This window comes from Blastocatellia bacterium (assembly GCA_035275065.1).
Taxonomy (GTDB): Bacteria; Acidobacteriota; Blastocatellia; order UBA7656; family UBA7656; genus DATENM01.
This window is the reverse complement of the sequence record DATENM010000142.1, coordinates 20,295-43,986: the sequence shown is the minus strand read 5'-3', so window position 1 is coordinate 43,986 and position 23,692 is coordinate 20,295. Positions and strand designations below refer to the sequence as shown.

The 23,692-nt window shown below is 55.0% G+C and carries 17 protein-coding genes; 11 read left to right on the top strand and 6 right to left on the bottom strand.

Annotated features, from left to right (window positions below; all coding sequences use genetic code 11):
- Positions 1-590 precede the first annotated feature (590 nt).
- Positions 591-3,476 carry a CHAT domain-containing tetratricopeptide repeat protein gene (locus VJ464_26490; GenBank protein ID HKQ08698.1) on the bottom strand — a complete coding sequence of 962 codons (2,886 nt, stop codon included), beginning with the start codon at positions 3,474-3,476 and terminating at the stop codon, positions 591-593.
- Between the two features lie 604 nt (positions 3,477-4,080).
- Here VJ464_26490 and VJ464_26485 point away from each other — a divergent pair.
- Entirely contained in the window at positions 4,081-4,623 is a 543-nt protein-coding gene (locus tag VJ464_26485) for a hypothetical protein (protein HKQ08697.1), read from the top strand.
- Between the two features lie 136 nt (positions 4,624-4,759).
- On the opposite strand, the gene VJ464_26480 is transcribed toward VJ464_26485, so the two are convergent.
- The gene (locus VJ464_26480; protein HKQ08696.1) at positions 4,760-5,473 is read right to left on the bottom strand and encodes a C25 family cysteine peptidase; all 714 of its coding nucleotides are present in this window, start codon (positions 5,471-5,473) and stop codon (positions 4,760-4,762) included.
- Between the two features lie 25 nt (positions 5,474-5,498).
- Between VJ464_26480 and VJ464_26475 the strand changes: the two genes are divergently transcribed.
- The gene (locus tag VJ464_26475; GenBank protein ID HKQ08695.1) at positions 5,499-5,663 is read left to right on the top strand and encodes a hypothetical protein; all 165 of its coding nucleotides are present in this window, start codon (positions 5,499-5,501) and stop codon (positions 5,661-5,663) included.
- A gap of 367 nt (positions 5,664-6,030) precedes the next feature.
- On the top strand, positions 6,031-8,187 hold the full coding sequence (locus VJ464_26470; protein ID HKQ08694.1) for a hypothetical protein: 2,157 nt from the start codon (positions 6,031-6,033) through the stop codon (positions 8,185-8,187).
- A gap of 343 nt (positions 8,188-8,530) precedes the next feature.
- Here VJ464_26470 and VJ464_26465 read toward each other — a convergent pair whose 3' ends face one another.
- Positions 8,531-9,352 carry an RNA methyltransferase gene (locus VJ464_26465; protein ID HKQ08693.1) on the bottom strand — a complete coding sequence of 274 codons (822 nt, stop codon included), beginning with the start codon at positions 9,350-9,352 and terminating at the stop codon, positions 8,531-8,533.
- A gap of 1,092 nt (positions 9,353-10,444) precedes the next feature.
- On the opposite strand from VJ464_26465, the gene VJ464_26460 reads away from it, so the two are divergent.
- The 8 genes from VJ464_26460 to VJ464_26425 all read left to right on the top strand — a co-directional run bounded on the left by VJ464_26460 (position 10,445) and on the right by VJ464_26425 (position 21,746).
- Complete coding sequence (locus VJ464_26460; protein ID HKQ08692.1) at positions 10,445-11,869, top strand: hypothetical protein; 1,425 nt, start codon at positions 10,445-10,447, stop codon at positions 11,867-11,869.
- Between the two features lie 14 nt (positions 11,870-11,883).
- Positions 11,884-12,318 (top strand): hypothetical protein, encoded by a 435-nt coding sequence (locus tag VJ464_26455; GenBank protein ID HKQ08691.1) that lies wholly within the window; start codon positions 11,884-11,886, stop codon positions 12,316-12,318.
- 36 nt (positions 12,319-12,354) lie between these two features.
- Complete coding sequence (locus VJ464_26450; protein HKQ08690.1) at positions 12,355-13,593, top strand: sigma 54-interacting transcriptional regulator; 1,239 nt, start codon at positions 12,355-12,357, stop codon at positions 13,591-13,593.
- 345 nt (positions 13,594-13,938) lie between these two features.
- Complete coding sequence (locus tag VJ464_26445; GenBank protein HKQ08689.1) at positions 13,939-17,751, top strand: sigma 54-interacting transcriptional regulator; 3,813 nt, start codon at positions 13,939-13,941, stop codon at positions 17,749-17,751.
- Between the two features lie 519 nt (positions 17,752-18,270).
- A complete protein-coding gene (locus tag VJ464_26440; protein ID HKQ08688.1) occupies positions 18,271-18,933 on the top strand; it encodes a hypothetical protein in 663 nt (220 codons plus the stop codon).
- 31 nt (positions 18,934-18,964) lie between these two features.
- Positions 18,965-19,939 (top strand): TauD/TfdA family dioxygenase, encoded by a 975-nt coding sequence (locus tag VJ464_26435; protein HKQ08687.1) that lies wholly within the window; start codon positions 18,965-18,967, stop codon positions 19,937-19,939.
- A gap of 9 nt (positions 19,940-19,948) precedes the next feature.
- Positions 19,949-20,863, top strand: a complete 915-nt coding sequence (gene murI / locus VJ464_26430) for a glutamate racemase (protein HKQ08686.1) — start codon at positions 19,949-19,951, stop codon at positions 20,861-20,863.
- Positions 20,775-21,746: a DMT family transporter gene (locus VJ464_26425; protein HKQ08685.1), complete on the top strand. Its 972-nt coding sequence runs from the start codon at positions 20,775-20,777 to the stop codon at positions 21,744-21,746. Before murI ends, VJ464_26425 begins: the two co-directional genes overlap by 89 nt.
- A gap of 231 nt (positions 21,747-21,977) precedes the next feature.
- Here VJ464_26425 and VJ464_26420 read toward each other — a convergent pair whose 3' ends face one another.
- Genes VJ464_26420 through VJ464_26410 form a run of 3 tightly spaced genes read right to left on the bottom strand, consistent with a single transcriptional unit; the run spans position 21,978 to position 23,688 of the window.
- Positions 21,978-22,760 (bottom strand): hypothetical protein, encoded by a 783-nt coding sequence (locus tag VJ464_26420; protein ID HKQ08684.1) that lies wholly within the window; start codon positions 22,758-22,760, stop codon positions 21,978-21,980.
- Positions 22,757-23,215, bottom strand: a complete 459-nt coding sequence (locus VJ464_26415; protein ID HKQ08683.1) for a hypothetical protein — start codon at positions 23,213-23,215, stop codon at positions 22,757-22,759. The genes VJ464_26420 and VJ464_26415 overlap by 4 nt, the downstream gene beginning before the upstream one ends.
- A gap of 2 nt (positions 23,216-23,217) precedes the next feature.
- Complete coding sequence (locus tag VJ464_26410; GenBank protein ID HKQ08682.1) at positions 23,218-23,688, bottom strand: hypothetical protein; 471 nt, start codon at positions 23,686-23,688, stop codon at positions 23,218-23,220.
- Between the last annotated feature and the right edge of the window lie 4 nt (positions 23,689-23,692).

The following is a 23,692-nucleotide window of genomic DNA, read 5'->3' as shown; positions in this document are numbered from 1 at the left end:
TCGCAGTCGACTTCATCTCCCATCACACACCAGCACGAATCCCGCCAAGCCAGCCAGAGCGACTCGCGAAACGCGAACCGTCTGGAACACCTATTCTTTCACGTGACGGGTATTACCCAACACTCGCCAAAATTAATCGAGCGGCCAGTAATATATCGGAAAGTTCGGCAACTTCCCGTTCAGGTGTTCAAAAGTTGAATGCTCACAGGAAGCCAATAGACTGATAAAACGGCTTCTTGATCAATTCCTCATCGTCAGGCCGCAAGGTCTGCGGCCCAGCCTATAGAGCTGCTTATTGACCAGCTCGTTTATGGCCAGGTAAACGGAGGCCACTTAAAGAAATCGACATCAGTCCGGCGCTTACGTGACGGATTGAAGCTGCCGCTGCGCTTGATTGTCAGGCGTCCGCCAGTCGGCAGTCTGAACAATAATTGTGCCCGCGCGGACGCGGGAACAGCCGATAAAAGGAGAATATTTTGAATTACAAACCAGTCATGCGGGTCGCAGTGTGCGCGGCCATCATCGCGCTAGGCGTTGTCAGCGCCGGATGGTTCTCAATGCAACCGTCAGCCGGGCCGGCGGCCTTGCCATCACCTGCCGTCGCCGATCAGCACGAATCCTGCCCAGTAAAACGGATGGCGGCTCTCAGCGTTTTTCATGAGCTTCAATGCGGCCTGGCGCAGGGCTTCTGTTTTTGTCGGCTTTGCTTTCCCGGCTGCTGGCTGTGAGAGCAGACCGCGATGGAAATTCACCATCAGGTCGCGGGTGCCGGCAGATTCGACTTTCCACTGACTGACGACGGTGGCGGGCACGCCGGCGATGAACATTGCCCACGACAGCCCGATCATGCCTTCGCCGGCGCCGATGCGCCCGCGCGCCGTTTCGCATGCGGAAAGCACCGCCAGGTCGGCTTTCAAATCAAGCTGCATCAGTTCCCAGGCTTCGAGCAAGCCGTCTTCACCCGCGTCGCCCTGGGCGAGAACCAGGTGTGAATACATCGGCGAGGCGTTATTGAGCATACCGTGCGTGGCGAAGTGTAGAATGCGGGCCTGACCGGCTTCACGCTTGACACGGTCTTCGCGGGCTTCGGCGCCGATATAGATTTTGCTTTGCGACACACCGTACAACTGCCTCAAGGCTTTGACTTCCTGCTCGGCCTCGGGCAGCGCATCGAGCTTTTCATCACGCCGCGTCAGCACGGCGCGGTGAACGCTTTCATTCCCAAGCTGCGGGTTGCCCATCGCCAGCAAAGTTGTGGAGGAGGAATTCGCGTTCTGCTGCTTCCGTCGCTTCATCATTTCACGCAGCGCGGTTAATGATGGCGTATAAGCGATTGCCGCGTCTTCGATCAAGAATCGATTCGCGCCCGTGAGCAGGGCTTGAAACGGCAGGTCCCACAAGGTGTCATCCGGCGCAAGAATGAGATTGGTTTTGCCGCGAAGCTGCGGCGCGGCGGGTTTGAGCAGCAGGTCATAGAGTTTGATTGCCGAGGCACGAAAGCCGAGGTCGCGGCTGGCAAGCTGTAACCGAAAGGCTTCGATCTGCCTGGCGAGATCATCGCGTTTGATCGGCAGGGTGTAGACCCGAACCTCGGTTTCTGCTTTCTCAGCCACCTTCGTGACGGCAAAGAGATAAATCTTATCGTCCGTCACGACGTATTCGAGCAGGGCGCTTGTGGCGTCGGGCAGCAGGGCGGTCAGCTCCGCAGCGTTGATGACGGGGGCTTCGCCACGTTGGACTTTCAGCTCAGGGTGCAAGGTATAGAGCGAATCCTGAAAGGCTTCGTAATTGAGGCGGGCTTTTTCCAGTCGGGATTTGCGCTCGCCTGCCTGCTGCGGACCCGGCACGTCGGCTTGCGTGTTGAGCCGGATCAGTTCCGCCTTCAGCCGGTGTTCCTTTTCCTGCTCCTCAACGGTCATTGCTTTCTGAAGGCCGATTCTGCCGTGTTGCAATACGTCCAGCAGCGCCCGCGCTTTGGCGCGTTCGGCGAAGACAAGCGCTTCCCGAATTTGGTTCTCCCTCACCAGCAGGCTGAGCATGCCGTGATGGGCGTTCAGTCTGTTTTCAAAATAACGGACTTGCTCTTCAACCCCGCCCGCCGTTTGGGTGCGTAGCTTTTCAATGATCAAGACCGCTTCGTCAAACGCCTGCCGGGCCTCCGACGGGTGATTCAATCCGAGATGGCTATAACCCAGCGTCGTAAGCCCGCCCCATAGCTCCAGTTGGTGTAGGGTTTGACGCGACAGCGACACCGCGCGTTCCGCCAGCGCCAAGGCTTCGGCGTATTTTCCTTGCGCCAGATAGACGCCGCTCATGTTGTTGAGCGTGGCAGCGACGCTCGGCTCCTTCGCGGCTTCAAGTGCGGCGAGCGCCTGGCTGTGATAATCGAGCGCCTCGCCATACCTGCCTTGCGCCGCCAACACGCTGCCAATCTGATCGCGGGTCATCGCTGCCCCGACCCTGTCGCCGAAGCCTTCGGTCTGTTTAAGGAGTCCCTGATAGATTTCGAGCGCCCGTTTGTAATCGCCCAATCTATGGTATTCGACAGCCATATTGTGCCGCAGCGTCGCCGTCATAATGGTGTCCCCGATATCCTGAGCAATCGCCAGGCCTCTTTCCAGATGGGCCAACGCCTGCTCGGGGTTGTTCTGGTTCCCATAAATGATCGCCACCTCAGACAGCGTCAGGGCGGTCCCCCTGCGGTGATTCTCCGCTTCAAAGAGCCGGAGTGATTTTTGCACGCAGTCAAAGGCCCGCCGGTAATCCCCGAGCCCGCGATAAAGTTTGCTCAGTTTTTCCAGCGTGAGCGCCATGCCATGCTTCGACCCGGCGGCCTCATAAAGCGCCAGCGCCTTGTACGCCACCGGCAAACCATTCTCGTACTCGTGCTGTGAAATCTTCACAATCGCCATGTTCATCCATGCCCCGGCGTTCCCCACCCGGTCGCCGATCTTTTCCGACACCGCCTGCTGCAACTGGAAACAGCGCAGCGCCGCGTCGGTGTCCCCACGCTCGTTAAGGCGAATCCCTCTGGAAGACAAAGCCAGGACGAGGACGTTGGTGACCAGGACGCTCTCGCTTACCAAAAGCTCGTCGCGCTCCTTCTCTGAAGCCATCGCGTTAAGCCGGGCGGCGAGTTCGTCCTGGACCAGGAACTCGCGCTCAAGCCGCCACCCGCCATCGGCCTTGACCCACTCAAACGAGCGGCAGGCCCCGCGCAGCGGGTCGTAGGTCAGTGACACAGCGCCCGTCTTCTTGTCCAGCCGGCGTTCGTCCGTGGTCAGGCGTGAGACGGCCTTGTCGCTGGTGATTTCCAGACGCGTCACCTTTGAGCTGATGAGTTCGATCCGCGATTCTGAGAACAGGTCTTTATAATATCTGCGGCGTGCCGCCAGGTTGGGCGATTGCGGATTCCAGAACTGCCGCAACTTCTCCAGATCACCTGCGGCGAGTGCCAGGCCGTATTGTTCAGTCATCCGGCGCAGGGTCTCTTCATCCGACGATTGAGGCGAACGCGATATGGAAGCCAGTGACTGAAGCTGCGCTGAGGCCGGATTGATGAGGCTCAAGCTCAAAGCCAGAAGACAAAGCGACGCGCGGAACGCGAGCGGCATTGCGACACCCTCCCTTCAAGTTGCAGAGAACCAAACACTATGCACCAAAAAAATCGGGTCGGCAGTAATATGATCGAAAGTTCAGCAACTTCTCCTCTTTGGGTGTTTGAAAAGCTGTAGTGTAAGTTCCCGTACACGAGTTGCTGCCAGGGCTGAAGTCTAATCCATCTGCCTGAAAAAGCAAGGACTATAACTTGATCTTTTTGATGTCCGGCATTTGTGGTGGCAGTAATATCGTGCAAAGTTCAGCAACTTCCCATTTCGGCAGTCAGTTTTGAATGCCGATTCGATGAGAAGGATAAGTGGAGATGGTAGGGTTTCTATCTGCTCGCTCCCCTGGTTGTCAGGTTGGCCTCGAACAACGATGAGCCACTTCAGCAAGGAGAGCTTGCGCGCATCGCACCCTGCCGCTCATCTCATCTTAACAAAAACCGGAAACAACAGATTCAATTAAAGGAGAACGTTAATGCGCTACATGAAAATTAAACGCGGCATCGCGCTGGTTATTCTGCTCACTATCGTTGGCGTCGTCGGCTTCGGACGCCCCGACAATCCGCCCTCGACTGAGGAAGTGGCTTCCGCCAAGAAGACAGACGAATTCTTGCACAATGAGTTGATCGCGGCGCTATTCACGGAGTTCAACGAGACCACCGCAGAAAACGCGGAGCAGGGCAAGCAGGCGATCTCGTTGATCTTCAACAATGCGAATAGGGATATCCGGCTGATCGGCGTTTTTCCCCCGCTTCAGGGCGGCCTCAACGACCTTCCCAGCGACTCGTTCGAGCGGCGGTCGCTGACCAAAGCGCTCCAGGGCGAAGGAAACACCTCCGTCGAGCGCGTCGACGGTCGCTGGTACTATCGAACCTCGGTTCCCCTGAGCAACACCTTCCACACGAGTTGCGTGATCTGCCATTCGAACTTCACCACGCAGTTCTTCACCCAGACGCAAAACCCTGGACAATGGGTGGGCGCGCTCGTGCAACGGGTGCCGATCAAGGATGAGGACTAATCATCCCGTCCGCTCAACCAAGTAGCAAATCATGAGGACGGACGATTGCGCCTGACCGGCACGAATCGCCGTTGACGTTGGAATCAGCCAACGCAACGGCGATTCGTGCCGCCTTCATCTGCACAGGAATAGCTGATTACTTGAACTGCATGGTGGGGTCGCCGAGCAATATCCACGTCCGCCGGATGTCGCTGTCACTGACTGCCAGCTTCGCGGCTCGTGTCGCGTCACCCAACCGCTGCGGGCTTTGGCTCTGGAAGAGCAGCCGAACGATCTGCTGATTCATTGTTGCTTGCCCGTCCGGCAGCGTCATCCCGCTCGACGCCCACACCGCCACGCCTCCTCCTTCGGCTTTCAGCAAGGCTTCGCCGAGACTATCCAGCACCGGATCGTTGAAGTACCCGTTCAAGCAGGTCATCATCACAAACACCGGCAGTCGACCTTTGTTCGTCAGTTCTCTCGCCTCCTCACTGGTCAGCAAATTCCCGCGCCATAGATTCACCGAGCCGTGTCCCGCGTAGTTGATATATTTCTGGCCGCGTTGGATCGCCTCCAGCAACCGGGCTTTTGCGGTCGCCGCATCCAACCGCCCGCGATTGAGTTGCTCGACTCGCAAGTTCGCCGGGATCAAACCTCGCAACTGCTGGCTCGCGCCTTCAAAGTCCGCCCCGTCGTTGCTATCGGCCACCAGCAACATGCTCTCGGCTGCCGCGGCCTTGTCGTAGCCGATGAGCTTCGCGACGATCATCGCGGCTTCTTCCGGGCTGCGCACCGGCAAGCGCCCAACCGCCAACTCCGCGACGCCGTCGCCATCGAAGTCCGCCAGCCAATCGTCCGACGCCGCTTCCATCAACGCGCCGAGTCATAAAAGAAAAATGAGCTTGAAATCATTTTATGCCGACCCGCAGTTCGCCTTGCTCGACTCGTTCCCGGTGCCGGTCTGCCACTTTGCCCGCGCGCCGCGCTGCAAAGGCTTTCGCGGCCAAGCCGGTTTTGGCAAAGGTCATTCGCTGCGATTGGCTGAAGCATTAACCCTTTAACTTGCACATCGCGTCAGTAGACAACACTTAGTGGCAAATGTATCCAAGTGCCATTTCCCGATAATCATGGAATTGGAGATTCCGTCGCCCTCAGTGCGGTGCCAAACTCGATGCGAGTGTTTAGGATTAGACCGAACTTCGCGATATTGACAAGGCATGAGCGCAAGCGTAAGATGAGTGGCGTTCGAACTTGGCATGATGACTCGGGCTATTGAGGACTACCGCCTAAGCTACAAACTATCTTGACCTGAGTTCCAAAAAGCAGCCCCGAGTTCAGTCTCATCCTATAACCTGATCGAATTGGGCCTTCCCCTTGTGCCCGATTCTTCGAGGGACTGTTCATGAGGTTTCAGCCGGGAGGAGCGATATGTATCTCAACCCCCGCTCCATGCTTCGACCGTTATTCCTATTAGGCATGCTCTGCCATGTTGCCGGGGGCGTGACCCAAGCCGCTGATGATCGGTGGACAAGCATCGGCCCTTACACCGGAATCATTCGGAGTGTGGTCATCGACCCGTCGCAGCCCAGCACGCTGTATGTCGGGACGGTCAGCGGCGTCTTCAAATCGACGGATGGCGGCGCGACCTGGGCCGCGCCAAGGCCTGCCTACAATGGCGGGGTCCGCGCGCTGGTGATCGATAGCACCAACCCTCGCATCCTCTTTCGCGCGGGCGATGGCGGGCTGCTCAAGAGTACTGATGCCGGCGACACCTGGGCGGTAGCGAAACCACCCGTCGCTTCGATGATCGCGCTCGCCATCGCCCCGACAAACCCCAACACCATCTATGCCGGCGCGGACGAAAGGGACACACAAAACGTCTTCAAGAGCATCGACGGCGGCGCGAGCTGGACCGGCATCAGAAATGGGCTGCTGAGAAATCGCATCTTCCGCCTGGCCATCGATCCGTCGAATGCCAACATCGTTTACTTGGGGACGGAAAGCGGCATCGTCAAGAGCACGGACGGCGGAGGCCATTGGGACCTCCCGCCGCCGACGTCGCCTCTGACGACCGTCAACGACATCGCCCTCGACCCTTCAAACCCGGCGACGATTTATGCGGCGGCTGACAATGGCATCTTTAAGTCGACCAATGGCGGCGCCGACTGGGCCAGGCTGCCCTACGCAACCGTAGGCTCCCACGCGTATGCGCTGGCGATTGACCCGGCAGCGCCGAGCACCATTTATGCCGGAGTGGCTTCCCTTAGCGTCATCAGGAGCACGGATGGCGGCGCCCACTGGGTGGCGATCAATAGCGGACTCGGCAATCTGACCAGCTTTACTATGGCGTTGCACCCGACAAACAAGAACGTCTTATACGTAGGGACAATCAGCGGCGTCTTCAAATCGACAGATGGCGGCGCAAGCTGGGCCGCCGTCAATGCCGGAATCTATAGCGCGGACATCCACTCCCTGGCGATCAGCCCTGCGGACTCGCGCATCATTTATGCAGGGACGTTTTCTCAGGGGCTCTATCGCAGTACGGACGCTGGCTTGAGTTGGGGTCTCAGCAATAGCGGGATTGTGGGATTCGCGCGGATCATTGCAATCGCCCCGTCAAGTCCCAACATCATCTACGTGGGGACCGATTACGGGGCCTACAAATCACTGGATGGCGGCGCCAGTTGGAACAACATCAACACCGCGGTGTTTGATACGGAGGCACCCGCCATCGCCGTCGACCCGTCAAATCCACAAATCGTCTATGCCGGATCTGCTTATGATGATGAAGGCGCCTTTAAGAGCACCGATGGCGGCGCAAGCTGGTTCGCCATTAACAATGGATTGGGTGGCACCTCTCCCCACTACCTGGCGATTGATCCGTCCAATGGTAATACCATTTACGCCGCGAGCGAGAGATTGTTCAAGAGTACGAACGGCGGCGCGAGTTGGACCGAGCTCGACTTTGCCGGCCATGATACCTCTGCGCGCGTGTTAGTCATAGACCCATCCAACCCCACGACGCTCTATCTGGCTGGGGTTGGCGGGGTCCTCAAGAGCACGGACGGCGGCGCTAACTGGGTCTCAAGCAGGGCCGGGATTACGGACCTCAACGTGTATTGCCTTGCTGTTGACCCGTCCCACCCGAACGTCCTGTATGCCGGAACTCATGGCGATGGCGTATTCGTGAGCACCGACAGCGGGGCAAGATGGCAGCCGATGAATGACGGCCTGCGGCCTTCCGCGATTGATGCGGTTGCGGTCGATCCGGGAAATCCTCGCCTCGTTTACGCCGGGACACTCGGCAGCAGCGTATTCCGGCGGGAGTTTAACTTTACCTTCCCGGAGATTGGCTCAGCCGTCTTTACTGCGCCGAAGACATTAACCATTTCAGGGCGCAACTTCGGCGTCTTTCCGGAGGTGATCATCAACGGCTCGAACCGTAGTGATTTTGTGGTCAGCGCCTCCGACACGGCGATTCAACTCCAGGGCAAAGCCAAGAAGCTCAAGCTCAAGTCGGGTGACAACACGATTCAGGTGATCAGGAATGGAGTCGAATCAAACGTGTTTATTCTAAGGCGCTAAGCGGACGCTGCCAGCCGCGGCCATTTCGCGAAATGGCCGCGCTTTGTGCGGGCTTTCCTTGCTTTACGGGGGACTCTCCATTTGATCGCCCATCAGCGCCCGTCTGGGCGGCTATCGCTTGCCACATCGGCGGTGCTGTAGGGGGCCTGCCATTCGACCGCGACTCATCGGAAAATCGTGTCGAGGTCTTCAACACTCTCGTGTGAGGATCATCCCAAGCCATCGAGCGGAAAATTTAGGCCCGAGAACGGGTAGACCTTCTGCGCTTCGAGGAAATGGTGTGAGTCGGCGTGCAGCTTAACTGTGCGATTCATAGACCTCCTTTCAATATATCCATCAGCTGTTACTGATGAAGCGATGATCGAAAAACTTCATACAGAAGCAGGCTGCCCGCTACCGCGACATTGAGCGAATCTACGCCTTCTTTCATTGGGATGCGAACGATATATCTGCATATTAACCGCTCGCCTTCGGTCAGTCCGGTTCGCTCATTTCCCAGTAGAAGGATCGTCGGACGTGCGTAACCAATTTGGTCGTAATTCAATTGTCCATCGGGAGAAGCCCCGACGACCTGTAGATTATGTAATTTTATCCAGTCTCGGAACTGTTCGGCATTTGTTCTCACGATCCTCTGGTTGAATATTGCACCCATCGTCGCTCGGACGACATTCGGATCGTAAGGATCTACGCCGTCACCGATGAAGATAAACCCGGCGGCGCCGACGGCTGCCGATGTTCGCATCAGCGAACCCAGATTTCCAAGCGAGCGGATTCGACTGAGGGCAACCCAACATAGGCTTTCGTTGGGATTTGTCTGATCGAGCCTTTGGGCATGTTGGCGAAGTATCGCTCCCACCCCAGATGCGCGTTCGGTCTGGGAAATTTGTCGAAACTGTTCTGGAGAAACGCGCGCGAAGGGAACGCCGGCCCGTTTCAAGCGGCGCACCATCTTTCTGGCGATGGGGGAGGTAAGAAGTTTCTCGCAGTAAAATAGGGCATCTATCGAGAAGCCGCCATCGACTGCCGAAACGAAGTTGCGTATGCCTTCGACGAAGAACAGTCCATTCTTGTCACGATAGCCGCCATCGCACTGGAGTTTCTTGATCTTCGCTAAGACGGGAGCGATTTCCAATTGCCGAAAATCGGCGGTGGCTTCATCGCTCATTCTCCTTTAGCTGAACCAGATGGTTAGAGTAATTTGAAGGCATTTTCATTGGTCTTAGATAAGCAATTTGCTTTGCAGAAATATTTCGGCTGAACCGAATCGAACCGGCATTATACTCCTGTCCAATAAATTAAAACAACATTTCTCTTGGCCTCATCTACGATCCGATCAGTTGAAGACGCTGTTCACAGATGAAGTTGAGGCGCTGTGCGACCCTGGAAAAGAGCGGATACAGCACTAAAATCACCGAGTGGATTTGGAGCTAAGTAAATTGAAAGTATCTGTGTGAATCGCACAGCTTAACGCGACCGATGATCTAAGGCTAGCGCGAATCCCAAGCTGGCCTCATATTCCAGATCTGGGTTGGCCAAGCTTCACGGTTCTGGCGCAGGCGGGGGGTCAAGGCAGAGCGCGGTCGCGTTGTGACGCTCAACAGCGTTGGGCCGCCAAAATATACAACTGCCCTGCCACGTCCCGCGCGCCTGATCGGCTGCGAACGTCCGGCCCCTGGAATTCCAACTGCGACGTCGGCAACAGTATCGGCATTCTCTGGTATGTTGTAGTTGCCAATTGCCAGCGCGAACCCCAGCGAGCCTTCGGCCTGAAATACCACTGTCGTCGCTTGCTCACGAGTCGCAACATTGAACCGGCCGCCTATTCCCTGCCGGCCGGTAAATACGGACACCGACCCCTTCGGGATCGTGGGCGCTGATCTCGCAATTCCACTGAAACTTGAGGAAACAGGCAGCCGCAAACACGATGGGCAAAGCATGGGAAACTCTTGGAGTAACACTCCGGCAGAATGTGCGCACGGATTCCCAAATAGGTCGAGTGGAAGTTCCACAACTGCGCGTGGCTCTTCCGCTTGGGGAAGGGGGTGTCCGTGGGATAATGAGTTTGCAAAGTGATGATAAAGAACCGCTTGAAGATTATTTCAAATATGGCACAATGAATGCACGATAAACAATTTTGTGCCCTCGCAGGCCAGTCTTGCTCTTATGAAAAGTAAGCAGTTTTCTAAGCGTTCGACAATCGCTCGCTCAAGGGCTGTATGAAAGGGATTCCGACAAAGCCAAGCTAAAGGAGAGTTCAATGTCTGAATTCATATCTAGCTACTTTGGCCGCTGGATCTGGTACAGCCAACGTCAGTGCGTATACGAGCAATTGAGATTCTCAGTTTACAGTCTCAACCTGGTCATGATCGTGGCGCTCATCTGCGTTCTTGCGTGGGGATTACGCCGGCAATTCCGCAGGGGAATAGTCCCAGAAGCGCGGCAGATTATACCGTGGCTAGGCGTGGCGTTATTCGGCTGGATGCTCCAGTACGCGAGCGATCTCAGTACTTTCCATCCTACGTCAGAATGTTACTTTGACGAGAAGTCAAAACTCGCGATATATGGAATTCCGGTGTTTAGTGGGCTAGCGAGCGTCGGCTTTTTTTTTGCCGGATCATACCTGCTACAGCTTGAGGGCCGCTTCCACAGCAGTCTTCGAGGCCCGACGGACCGAGGCATAGACTTAAAGACGCTCAGGCGAATTCTCGGCAACCGGTTCGCGAGGGCCTTCTACATATTGTTCGCATTGATCTCATTATGCCTCCAATGGACGTTATCTGAACCACTGCCCTGGGGTCCAGACATCTTGGGAAACTGCGTGGCGCACATGACTTTCGGACTCGGGCTCCTAAGAGAGTTGAACCGCGAGCGTCGAGAATTTGTGGGGTTGGCGTCGGCGGTCAGCATGTTATTCTACGGCGCGGTACAACTCACCGCGTACAGAGAGGAATTGTTTTTCGACGGCTACATCCTGGCCATTCTTCTTAAATTTGCCCTGATTCTCACGATGTTCAGCTTCGGTACGATGGTCAAGAATGCGGCCATCGCGCGGCAAGAAGAGCGCAGGGATGTCACTGACTTACTAATAGCCCTCAGCTCTACTCTGCGACACGACCTGAGACAGCCCCTCACATCCCTGGACCTGAATGTTGCCAGGTTATCCTATGCCCTCCACGCACCGTCTGACGAGCTACTGAGCCCTACACGTAAGGCCATAAAATATGCCAGAGACTATTTCAATCATTGGCCGGAGCGCCTCAAAGCAACGCCCCTGATTTTGAATGACTTTTTTAAGGAGCGGCAGTTCAAGCTAAATAAAGCCAGCGAAAATGATCCATACATCGCCTGGGTTCCCCCGCTTTTTCTGGAGTGGGCAGTTGATCGCCTCCGCGAAAACGGCGAAGCCGCAGAGGCCCCTGATATCTATATAGACTTGAAGGAGGGTCATAACGAGGGTAACGAATCTGCCGTGATTGTACGTATGATAAACAATGGCCCTCCAATCCCGCCGAATATCATGCTGTTCAAAAAACCCAATGGAACCTGGGTCGCAAGGTACCTGATGCAACTCGCAGGAGGTAACCTCGAATTGGAATCAAGCAATAAGGATGGAACGGTCTTCCGCATCGAACTGCCCGCAAACGCACCGGCTTCCGCAGAAGCTATTGCAGCAACAGAATAAGGAGAGAGAATAAGGTGATTCATTACATAGTAGCCAACGACATAGAAAACTTAAGAAACTCAATTCAGGGTTTCCTGCAAACCAGGATTGAAAAGGAGTTTGAGATCGCCCAGGGAACGACCTGCGCACACGTGGATGAGGTTCTGAAAAAGATCAGAGAAGCTGGCTCTGATCTCCATCTAATCGTCCTCGACATGGACTTTTATGGAAACATTCTGGGTGGAGGTCTCAAGATACTCAAGGCCCTTACCCTACAGCAACGGCGCAAGGTTGTCGTTCTGTCCGAGTATCTCGACAAAAAATTACCTAACGGTCAGTTGTTAGGTAATGAGATCGTTAATGTTTACAAAATCTCTCCGAATAGGGTACTCTCGTCCGTGCATGGCCCAGAACGTCTTTGGAAAGCATGCGCAAGCGTACTAAGCGAGAAAGATTCGGATCAACTGTAACGGAACACAATCCGGCGATAGAGTGGGAGGCGCGGGATGGCTGTATCGCAAAACGATAAACCGAAAGTTCGTGTGCCGATTCCGTACTCTAAATGTAGTGAGATCGAGACTGATTTGCTGAAGCGAAGCCTCTCGAGTCGCCCTTCAAACGTAGTTTTCCTGGGTGAGACGGGGACTGGCAAATCAAGTGAAGCGCAGGATCTGTATACACGATGGCTGAACGGTTTAGAACAAGAAGAAAAGGATAGACGAGAAGAGGCTCGCGAAAGCATGTTCGAGGCCATGTTGAACAAGAAGAACTTTGAGCCCAAATATCACCCCATCATAGAGAAACATAAAAAAAGCATTCCTGACTTAAAAAAGCTTCCCGAGAAACCTGTCATTACGAATCTTGTCGGGGCCAGCGCGGACACGGCGCCCGCTGAACTATTCGGCGTTTTACCGGGCGTGTTTACGACTGTAGATTTCAGGTTCCCCCGCATTGCCCTGGCCAACCAGAGCATGCTTTTTATCGATGAATTGAGATATGTCCCGCCGATTGTACAGGCGCAACTGCTGACGACCATTCAGGACCGCGCCTTCCTCCCTTTGGGTGGTATGGAGAAACACCAGATCAAAAATCTAGATGTCTGGTATGTGGCCGCGCTGACGCCGCCTTATAACAGCATCCTGCCTGAGCTCTTCTATCGTCTCGGATCGTATGTGATTGAACTCCGCGCCCTTGATCAGCTCAAGGGCGATGAAGTGTTGGATGAGCTGGTGAAGCGGTACCTTGCAAAGGCAGTAGGGACATCCCCCAATGCGCCATCCCTTGTGCTGTCAGCATCGGCGATGAGCCGATTGCGAGAACTCAATTGGCCGGGCAATCTCAGACAGTTGGAAAACGTCATTCACCGCGTTGTCAGAAGCGTCCACCCAACGGATACCGTCATCGACGCCATAGATATTGATAGCGCCATCAAATTCGATCCGGCCTACCATCTGGGGGGTAACGATATCGTCAGTCGGCTCCATGCCTTATTTCGCGAAGGTGCGGTCGACAAGACGCCCTTTACACGAAAAATGGTGGATAAAACTCTTATCCAAGTCTTCGAGGCTGAGGTGGGCCGGGCAAAGGCTATGAAACTTCTGCAAATCGGCCGGCAAGCGTTTGACACTCTTAAAGACAAACCCAGGCAGCGGCCCAAACCTCAAGGCAAACCCAAGCAGCGGCCCAAACCTCAAGGCAAATCCAAGCAGCGGCCCAAACCTCGTACAAAATCGGGCGACAGTTAACCTCCATCTTATGTTAATCCCACAGTCGCGTATCCAGCCAGACAGGCAAAATGGAATTGCCACAATATTCAGTGGATTTTCCTTCTGAGTTTACCTTTCCAGCCACTCTTCCAGCATGCATCCTTCCTTTAACATCAGCCACTTAAGTTAACCCGGAAGCTCGCGGCATCGCTTTTGCCTTCTACAGGTATGGGCAAGACGGAGCAAACCCTTGATCGAGTTTCCTGTAGCATGCCGATGGTATAGGTGCAGTCACCTCCACGAAGGAGGTACTCCTTGATACCCCAGGTCAAGGGGCTTCAAGAATTTAGGGAATGAGAGCAGCGTAAGAAGGAGGCGCGTCGAATGAGCATCAAAGAATTAGATGAGCCCACTCGTTCCACACTCGACCCAATTATCATTCACTGCTCGCGTGAAATGCAAAAAGTGGTTGACGACTTAAAGAAATGCGCCAAGCAAGACGCAACCGTGCTCATCGAAGGGGAAACCGGAACAGGAAAGGAAGTTATAGCACGCGAGATCCACAACCGTAGCAGCCGATGCGGTAAACCTATGGAAGTGTTCTCGTGCCCCAGAGGCGGGAACCTGATCGAAGATGAGCTGTTCGGTCATGAGAGGGGGGCCTTTACTGACGCCAGAGAACTCAAGCAAGGCAAAATCGAGCGCGCAAACGGCGGAACCTTCTTCCTCGATGACATCGACGACATGCCTCTTCAGACTCAGGGCAAACTGCTCCGGGTGCTCGAAACCGGCGAGGTGGAACGGCTGGGGGGCAAGAGCACAGTCAAAGTTGACGTCCGCGTGATCGCCGCCACCAAGGTGAACCTCCAAAAGTTGGTTGATGAAGGCAAGTTCCGTGCTGATCTTTTCTACCGCCTCAACGTCCTGGAGATCGTGCTCCCCACTCTCCGCCATCGTCCTGACGATATACCGCTTCTCGCACGCCATTTCATCGGCGACAGGGCCTTTACCATTGAGCCGGACGTCGTCAAGGCGATGAAAGCCTACCATTGGCCCGGAAACGTACGCGAGCTGAAGAATGCGATCACACGCGCGGTCGGCAGGGCAAAGGGGAACATCCTTGAGCGCGAGGATTTGATTCCATCGTCCGAGAATCGGTTTCGGACCAATAGCGGCCGAGAACCGTGTCCTCTAAGGACGCCACCGAGGCTTGAAGACCTCATTAGATTCGTGAACGAATTCAATGCCAGGGTCGGCGATAGCGCGCCGGATGATCTCTCTGATTGTGTTCGGGCGGCCGCACTCACAGCATTCGGACTTCCGTTCCGGGACGCCCGTTCCATTGCCAGATATATTCGAAAGGGATTGAAGAGCGAACCTCGGGGTAAACAAGCATTCAAAGCTCTAAACCCGGCCAGCCTCGCCTGGCTTCTCGACATTCGTGAAGGACGGAGACCAGAGGCCGGCTCCCACAAAAGCCCAAGCATACTAGGGCCGTTCCTGTCTGACGGGGATGCGCCTCCACCACAATCTGGCGAACGTCCCCCCCTATCGGCTCGCGATGTTTCCATTCTATTGCCCCGAACCGGCCAGCACTTATTCGGTCGCGAAAAGGCATTACAGTTCTTGAACAGAGCATGGGAGGAGGCAAATACGCATATCATCGTTCTCGTGGGTTTCGGCGGAGTCGGGAAGTCAACTCTGCTCACTCACTGGTTGCAGTCGATGAGTACCGCCAACTACCGCGGCGCGCATCGGGTTTATGCCAGGTCTTTCTATCACCAAAATACCTACGAGCGGACACTGTCAGCCGATGGTTTTATTGCAGAAGCGTTGAATTGGTTTAGCGACTCGGATGCTACCAAGGCACGTTACCCCGGCGAAAGAGGGGAGCGGCTAGCCCATGTGCTCAAGGCACAGCGCGCCTTATTGGTACTCGACGGGCTTGAGGTCGTTCAGTTCCCTCCTGGATCCCAAGAGGGCAAGCTGAGAGACGAGGGGCTTCGTGTCCTCCTAAGAGAGCTGGCCGCATCGAGTCCAGGTCTATGCGTCATTTCTACGCGCGTACGGGTGGCCGATCTTCAGGACTTCGAAGACAGCACTGCGCCTACTGTACAGACTCTCGAACTAGATAACCTCTCAAGCAAAGCGGGCGCGCAGTTACTTATGGCGCTGGGTGTTCGAGGGAGCGACGACAAGCTTGAACAAGTAAGTCTGTGTTTTGGGGGGCATCCACTTGCGCTCGCGCTGTTGGGTACGTACTTGAGGAAAGCATGTCACGGTGATGCCCGGCGCGCGAGTGAACTCAGTCTGCTGGAGGTCGACGCCAAGCAAGGGGCACATGCTATTCGAGTTATGGAATCGTATGCTAAATGGCTGGGGGAGGGGCCGGAACAGGCAGTGTTACGCATGATAGGCCTCTTCGACCGTCCGGCCGATGGGGCATCGATAGCTAAGCTTCGCGCGCTGCCGGCCATTCCCGGCTTGACTGACGCTAGTGAGCAGTTGAGCGAAGGCGACTGGGAACTTACAATTTCGAACCTTCGCGACGCCGCCTTGTTGGCAGATAGCCTGCTAGATCAGACAACCGTCCTCGAAGCTCATCCCCTCGTGCGTGAGTATTTTGGATCACAATTCCGGGAATTATACCCGGAGGGGTGGAAGGAAGGCCACAGGCGCCTTTTCGAGCATCTTAGGACAAAAGCCAGGCAATACCCGGAAACGATCCCGGAAATGGGGCCTCTCTTCGCAGCAGTGGCTCACGGTTGCAAGGCCGGCTTGCATGAGCAGGTCCTTGATGAGATTTATAGATCTCGTCTCATGAGGGGGGATGGTCGCTACGCCACAAGCAAGCTGGCCGCTTTCGGTCCGCTCCTGTCCGCACTCTCGCACTTTTTCGAGCACGGAGACTGGACTCGGCCCGTCCATAACCTTAGTAAGAACGCTCGGATTTATGTGCTTAATCAAGCAGGATTCCATCTGTCGGTCACCAAGGGCTTTCCGGCTCGAGAGGCAAGGCTGGCTTATGAGCTGGCTAGACGGGAGGCCGAAGAATCCGGGAGTACCCCAGATCGTTTCTTGGCCCTCCGCGGCTTGTGGAGATGTCACCACGTCGCCGCGGAATACGAAGATGCCTGGATAGTCGCAAGTAGCCTCATCAAGTGCTCCAAAGAAACGAGACAGCCACTCCATGTTGCTGAAGCCAATTTCGCAATGGGTGCCACTGCGTTTTACCTGGGAAGATTCAATGAGGCTCGCGAACATCTAGAAATCGCCATTGCGACTTACGGCGCAAAGGAACCACACTCCGGCATGGGGGGATTCGACGTGCGGGTTGCTTCCCTTTCCTATGCAGCGTGGACTATGTGGTACTTGGGTTATCCAGACACGGCGTCGAGCCGATGTGAAGAAGCGCTAGCAAGGGCAAGAACACTATTAGACCATCATACGCTCGCGCTAGCCCTTCATTTTTCTGCTGGCCTCGCACAATGTTCTGGAGATGGCAAGGCCGTTCAGGGGTACGCCAATGAGCTCTTAGAAATATCGAGTAAGTATGGGTTCGTACATTGGCTCGCCTGCGGAACCGTTATTCAGGGCTGTGCCTCAGTAATGCACGGGTTGTTTGCGGAAGGTATTGAACGGATACGTAGTGGCTTGGGGCTTTGGGAGGCAGCGAGCGCAAAGCTCGGGGTATCGAACTTTTTGGCCAGGCTCGCAGACGCATATGCGAAAGCAATTGAGAGGACAACAGAGAGTGACAAGCCCCACTTGCTTGGCGAGGCATTAGGTCTCGTGGAGGAAGGATTGAGTATATCGACGGATCACAACGAGAACTATTACAGGCCCGAGCTTTATCGGGTCGAGGGGGAGCTCTTTGTTCTTCGTGCCAGACAGAATCCAACGAAGACGGAGGACTACTTGGATAAAGCTGAGCGCTCCTTCAGGCAAGCCATAGAGCTGGCCCATAGCCAGGAGGGTAGGTCTCTGGAGTTGCGCGCGGTTGTGAGTCTTAGTCGAATGTTGGTTTCATGCCGGAGAGAAGACGAGGCGAAGAAGGTACTATTGCAGGCTCTGGGCTGGTTTGCGGAGGGCCATAATACCGCCGATTACGTGCAAGCCAGGCACGTCCTCTCCTCTTGCTGTTCCCAGGATTTTCGTTTGGAATTGGGTGGCAATAATGCTTTTGGACACACCTAATGAGAGTCTAAGTACAGACTAACGAAAGAGGCTGGCCTCGCCTAGAAATTTTTCAAATCGCAAAACTGATCGTCGCCCCCCCTCCGACAAGACCACACTCTTGCCGATTTATCACCTTTTGCATAACGAACGCGCCACATTCAATGAGCAAATTCCGGCATCGCCGCGAGCTGTTCGCTGAATGTGAATTTGATCACAGACCGGTTCAAGGGCGAATGCGGATTGCAGCGATTAACCGCTCCTGGCCTTCAAAAGTGAACCGAAGGCGACGTTAGAAATGGAAGTTGCCCTGAGCATAGTAAGGATTCGTCAGGCGTCGCCCGGCGAGCGGTGCGCACCGCGGCGCACCGCCGCGCACCGCGATCAAGCGGGCGAGCCATCTGCGAAAACCTCGTAAGTCGCGCAACGACTCCTACTTGGCGAGATGCCGGAAACGGTCTGTGGCTTGCCTAACTGAAACACGACTGAAACACGTCGGACTTGACAACTACAGAACTTGACAAAAAGGAGAGGCAACAGATGACAACCTTAACTGACAATTCGGTTCCAATGATGAGCGACCAACCTGACTATAAGCTGGTGGTCGAACAGATCAAACAGCTCAGCTGGTCCAATCTCGATACGTCCGAGCTCACGAAGGTCTGGTACTTGTCGTGGGTCGCCGCCGTAGAGTTTGCCGAGGCCCTGCGGATCGCGCTCGACCTCTATCCCGATCATCGTGGGTTAGCAAAAATGGCTCGCGGAGAGCTCAAAACCAAGAATCTCTTCCTTGATGATTATCGCCAGGCGGGAGATCACCACGAATTTCTCGAACATTTTCTGAAAAAGCATGATGTCATCAATCAGATGGACGAGGCCTTGGTTCAGCATGGCGTTGAATATCTGAACGCCTGCCGAAACTTGTCCGGCGCCGACAGGGCAATGACTGTGTTCAGCCGTGAACTGGAGCTTTCAGGGATTTACGCACGGATATTGGACGCACCTGACTGGTCAGCCCCGGGTTTGTACGCGTTCCGTCACTATTTGGAGAAACACATCCAGTTCGATAGCGGGACTGGTGGACATCATGATCTCACGAGCGACTTTCCAGTCGATGATCACGTGTTGCCCTTTTATGAAGCGCGGCTCGAAAGCTTTCGACTGGTCCCCGCCCTGTTTGCGAAAGCAGGCGTGCATCTCTAATTGAAGATGCAATAGATTCCAGGAGGTCAACATGACGACAGCGGTAACACAAATAGAGCTTATGCCGGAGGAGGCAAGCCAGATCCGATCACTACTTGCCGAGATTCGATCCGATCAACGGCTGCTGAATCAACATTCTTTTTTGGAAGAAGCCACCGTTTTTGCGCAGGAGATGCCGAAGCGAATCAGGCAGGCGTTTTATCGCTTCAAACGGGAAGAACAAGCGCCTGTATTGCTCGTGCGTGACAATCCGGTGCTGGCTGAAGGGCCAGGGCCAACGCCCTCAGGTTATCCAGAGATGGAACCGGGATACGAGCTTAACGATTTGCAGCTTCTACAGGGGCTGTATGGCAGCCTTCTCGGTGAGGCAATAGGATTCACGAGCCAACGGCAAGGTAGCGTTTACAACAATATTATTCCGCGGCGTGAACATGAGGTGATGGGCAATTCGAGCGCGGGATCACGTCTCGCATTCGGCTTTCACACAGAAGATGCCTTCCATCCTTCTCGTCCGGATTACATCAGTCTTGCTTGTATGCGCAATGTCGAGCGCGTGACAACGACGATCTCCTGCGTGGATGGTGTCGCGCTCACAGATGAGGAGCGCGACGCCCTGTTCCAACCCCGGTTCCGAATTGCCCACAACCCGATTCACGCGACTTCGGGCGTCGTCAATGAAGAAGCACAAGCGATTCTGTTCGGCTGCTCAGACAAGCCTTATGTGCGGATCAATACGACCTTGCTGAAGCTTGAAGATTATGGCGGGCTTGAGCGACGGGCGCTTGAAAAGCTGCTCGATCACTTCGTTGCCAACCGCATATCCATCACCTTGCGGGCGCGTGATTGTGTGTTTATTGACAACTATCGTTGCGTCCACGCGCGCGAAGCATTCAAGGCGCGGTACGGGCCTAGTGCCCGGTGGCTGTCGCGGGTCGTCTTCACCAACGACCTTCGCAAATCTCGGACGTTGCGCCAAAGCCAGTTCAGCCGCGCCATTGCGGCATAGGGGAATTCGATGCTTTACCGTCCACTCATCGTTTATGACTCAGGGGTTGGGGGACTGACCGTTGCTCGGCGACTCATGAAGTATTGCCCGGGCCACGACTTGATCTATTTAGCCGACAACGGTTGGTTCCCCTACGGCAATAAAGACGAAGGGCTGCTCGCCAGACGCGTTAACGAGCTGCTCTCGATCTTAGAGGATCATTTTGAACCCAGGGCAATCGTGGTGGCTTGCAATACCGCGTCGACAGCCATCGCCGACCGGCTGAATCATCACAACCCTGTACCGATCTACGGCGTGATCCCGCCGATCATGCGTGCGATAAGCGTCAGCGCTGGCGGCAGAGTGGTGTTGCTTGCCACTCCCGCCACGCTCGAACGTCGCATCGTGAAGGACCTCATCGCCACACACAACCAGGGGCAAATCTCGGCCATCGGAAGTTTGGACCTGGTCTATATGGCGGAGCAGAAGATGGCCAACCGCCAGCTAATCGATGGTAAGCGACTCGTCGGCGTGCTCGAAGTCCTGATGCCAGCCAGCGTGCGCGACGAAGTAACGACCGTTATTTTAGGCTGTACGCACTTTCCCTTACTGCGACCGGAGTTGAGCGAAGCGTTTACGAACGTGCGATTTTGGTTAGACCCGGCAGCCGAAGTGGCGGCCGCTGTGCGCCGGGATCTCTCGCCGCTCGCCCGTAAGCAGCGTTCCCCCTCGTACTCCCTGTTACTGACGAGCAGGCACAATGCGGTCGAATTAGCACGAGTGTTTGCGGCTCAGGGATTCTCACAAGTTGTTCAACTAGAATCAATGTTACCCCTTGAGGGGCAGGAGGCCGACTATGATCTCACCGAATCAATATTCGAAGGGGGTTCTCTATTGTTTGATCGCCACGATTTCCTGGGGGGCTATGTTTCCCGTCATGACTAGTGCGCTTACAGAGATTGACCCCTTCACCTTCACAGTCATGCGATACTCGCTTGCGGGGATGGCCTTTCTGGTCGCGCTGCTGATCAAGGAACGTGAGCGGGCGTGGAATCTGACTAAACGAGACATCATCCGGCTCTGGATGTTCGGGACCGCTGGATTTGCGGGATTCCAGTTTCTTGTGTTTCTCGGGCAACAGCTTGCTGGTAAAGAAGGCGCATTAACCGCCTCCATCATGATGGCGACTCAGCCGATGCTGGGTCTCCTAGTGAACTGGGCATTCAGAAAAATCGCCCCGCCGCTTTACTCCGTCTTGTTCATCCTGATGTCGTTAAGCGGCGTCTTGCTGGTCATCACCAAGGGCGACCTCCTCAGTGTCATTCACCAGCCCCAGCACTATGGAGCCGATGCGCTGATTATTCTCGGCGCTTTGTGCTGGGTGATCTACACGGTGGGTGCCGCTTACTATCCGCAACTGTCGCCGCTTCAGTACACCACCGGCACGACGCTCCTCGGTCTTTCCAGCGTCTTCGCCCTAAACGCGATCCTCCTCGGCACGCGAGTGATCTCTGTACCCTCGCTGCACACCTTGGCTTTCATCACTCCGCACCTGGCATACATGGCTTTCTGCGCAGGTTTTATCGGCGTCTTAAGCTGGAACCTGGGCAACCGATGCCTCACGCCATTGAACGGAGTTCTGTTTATGGATGTGGTGCCCATCACAACTTTCTTGATCTCGGCAGTTGGCGGCGTCCTCCCATCGAAAGTTCAGGTGATTGGCGCTGTCCTGACCGGCATGGCCCTGATCTTCAATAACCTGTACTTGCGCCATCGCAATCGGCCCCTTCAGGTGCCGAGGCCGGTGCGCGCGGTGGCCGGAAATTGAAGGCACTCACGAGGAGAATGCCCCGATGGCTGAACCCGATTCTGTGATTGTTACATACCCTTCGGATAGAGAACTCATCTACCCGTTTTCTTTCCGGTGCGGTTATGGATGCGGTTCGAAATAGAACGGCATCTTGAGACAACCCCGGGCGGGCTCCTGATGCTCGGCCCGGGCATATTTGGAACTGCTGACCGAGCACAGCTCAGATGGCCTACTTGAAGCAGATGGTCATTATGAGTGAGAGGTTAAAGAGTCGAGCTCCTTGAGGGGGTCGGCATTTGTCAGCCCTTTCTCACGTTCGATGCGCGCGTCATTCAATTGGGGGGCCAGAATCTCTTGCCGTAGCCGCTTTGCCGTACTTTTGTCCATAGTTTCGAGGTCTGCCATGATTCCGGTTTCGCCCGATCTATAGTGCTGGCGCAGTGCTTGGCGCAACTCATTCCATTGCTGTTCGATCTGGAATTGCTCCTCCTGTAATGCTCTATATTGTTGGCTCAGAGCAGACCCGGCTTCCAGCCTCTTCGAAGCCTCTCCCGCTATTTCTTCAGCTTTTTTACGCGTCAATGCGGCTATACGCGCCAGTGTGGGAAGTTGCTTGCGAAGTTGAGCAGGCGTAGCTTGCTGAACGTCAATACCCAGTTTCTCAAGGTCAACGGCGTATGCCTCTATCGCATCGTTGAAATTAATTACCGTTTGCTGAGCATGATTTTCCTTCAGCTTTGTATTGTAAATCTTGGAAAGCCGCTCCCAGGCAGTTTGCAATTCCTGTTTGAGAATCGCTGATTCTTTATCGCGTTCAGCTATAAGCTTTTCTATTTCTAACGTGACAAGGTTTAAGGAGCGATCAAGTTCTAGTTTTTGCTGCTGAAGTTGACTTGAGTCAATAACCATTTCACCTAGCCGCCGCAATTCATTACGCTGTTTGGTCAGTTCAGCTATGGTTAGCGCCCTTGCCTGTCTCATATTCGCCTGGGCGTTGAGTACGGCACTGGCAAGCTTCTCAGCAAGATTCATTCTTTGACCTCCTGCATCAACGCATTCAGCCGACCGCGCTGTCGCTTTATCGCGCTCACAGCCTCCATCAGGGAGCTAGCCTCACATTGCCGTTCCTGCAATTCGACCTTGAGCGCCTGGATGTCGGCTTGCAGGCTTGCGGCTGTTTTATGCCGGCTTTCGAGGCTGTGACGCTGAGCAGTCAGCCGGTCTATTTCTTCTTTGAGAGAAACAATTTCCGGATGAGCGGTCAAACTTCTCTCCTGCCCGCTTTCGTTACTCGCCAGCGACTCAAAGAGCGCAATCAGGCGATTGGCGCGGACCTGGTCGAGAATCCCTGTGCGCAAAGCCACCTCGAAGGCGTCTTCGATGTCATTTTGCGAAGAATCTCGCGCCAACTCGACGATGGCAAGCGCGCAGGCTTTATGCGATAAGGTCTTTTCCGATAAGACGGTGCGTAACTTACTGATGTTCATGCTTAGAACGTCCTTCCACCTGAAATAACTTTAATGATCTGCAATCCTGGAATGGCCGATTGACCATGCGCCATCCGGCTGAATACGTTAGAGAGGCCCCGCCGAATGTCGGCCAGCCCGGCGCACCCTTCGATGCTGATACCGTCTATCTTCCGCAGCGCCAGGAAAACTTCCTCTTTGAAGACAGAAAGCGAATGAAACTGTTCGGCATTATCCGAATAGCCAGTTCCTCTCCCTGGAGATTTTTTTGAATGGATGAAAAGCCACCCGACCGGGACAGCCAGACGATTTAAGGTCTTCAGGGCTTCGGCGAAGTGCGGCGAGCAACGGGCGTTCGTGCGGACAGGCTTATCAACCAGATGCTGCCATAGCACGTCGTCAAATCCTGAGGGCGGAGGCGGGGAATCGCCGACGATTAAAATGGCATGCTGCTGGTGGGTCCTTTGAATCTCCCCTTCAATGACGGTTGCCACTCGC

Bases quoted from the DNA above. Each gene is read 5' to 3' on its own strand.
- VJ464_26445 (HKQ08689.1), top strand. From the start codon at position 13,939: ATGAGCATCAAAGAATTAGATGAGCCCACTCGTTCCACACTCGACCCA.
- murI (HKQ08686.1), top strand. From the start codon at position 19,949: ATGCTTTACCGTCCACTCATCGTTTATGACTCAGGGGTTGGGGGACTG.
- VJ464_26465 (HKQ08693.1), bottom strand. From the start codon at position 9,352: ATGAGCGATGAAGCCACCGCCGATTTTCGGCAATTGGAAATCGCTCCC.
- VJ464_26440 (HKQ08688.1), top strand. From the start codon at position 18,271: ATGACAACCTTAACTGACAATTCGGTTCCAATGATGAGCGACCAACCT.
- VJ464_26470 (HKQ08694.1), top strand. From the start codon at position 6,031: ATGTATCTCAACCCCCGCTCCATGCTTCGACCGTTATTCCTATTAGGC.
- VJ464_26415 (HKQ08683.1), bottom strand. From the start codon at position 23,215: ATGAACATCAGTAAGTTACGCACCGTCTTATCGGAAAAGACCTTATCG.
- VJ464_26485 (HKQ08697.1), top strand. From the start codon at position 4,081: ATGCGCTACATGAAAATTAAACGCGGCATCGCGCTGGTTATTCTGCTC.
- VJ464_26480 (HKQ08696.1), bottom strand. From the start codon at position 5,473: ATGGAAGCGGCGTCGGACGATTGGCTGGCGGACTTCGATGGCGACGGC.
- VJ464_26420 (HKQ08684.1), bottom strand. From the start codon at position 22,760: ATGAATCTTGCTGAGAAGCTTGCCAGTGCCGTACTCAACGCCCAGGCG.
- VJ464_26460 (HKQ08692.1), top strand. From the start codon at position 10,445: ATGTCTGAATTCATATCTAGCTACTTTGGCCGCTGGATCTGGTACAGC.
- VJ464_26475 (HKQ08695.1), top strand. From the start codon at position 5,499: ATGAGCTTGAAATCATTTTATGCCGACCCGCAGTTCGCCTTGCTCGAC.
- VJ464_26490 (HKQ08698.1), bottom strand. From the start codon at position 3,476: ATGACTGAACAATACGGCCTGGCACTCGCCGCAGGTGATCTGGAGAAG.
- VJ464_26450 (HKQ08690.1), top strand. From the start codon at position 12,355: ATGGCTGTATCGCAAAACGATAAACCGAAAGTTCGTGTGCCGATTCCG.
- VJ464_26425 (HKQ08685.1), top strand. From the start codon at position 20,775: ATGATCTCACCGAATCAATATTCGAAGGGGGTTCTCTATTGTTTGATC.
- VJ464_26435 (HKQ08687.1), top strand. From the start codon at position 18,965: ATGACGACAGCGGTAACACAAATAGAGCTTATGCCGGAGGAGGCAAGC.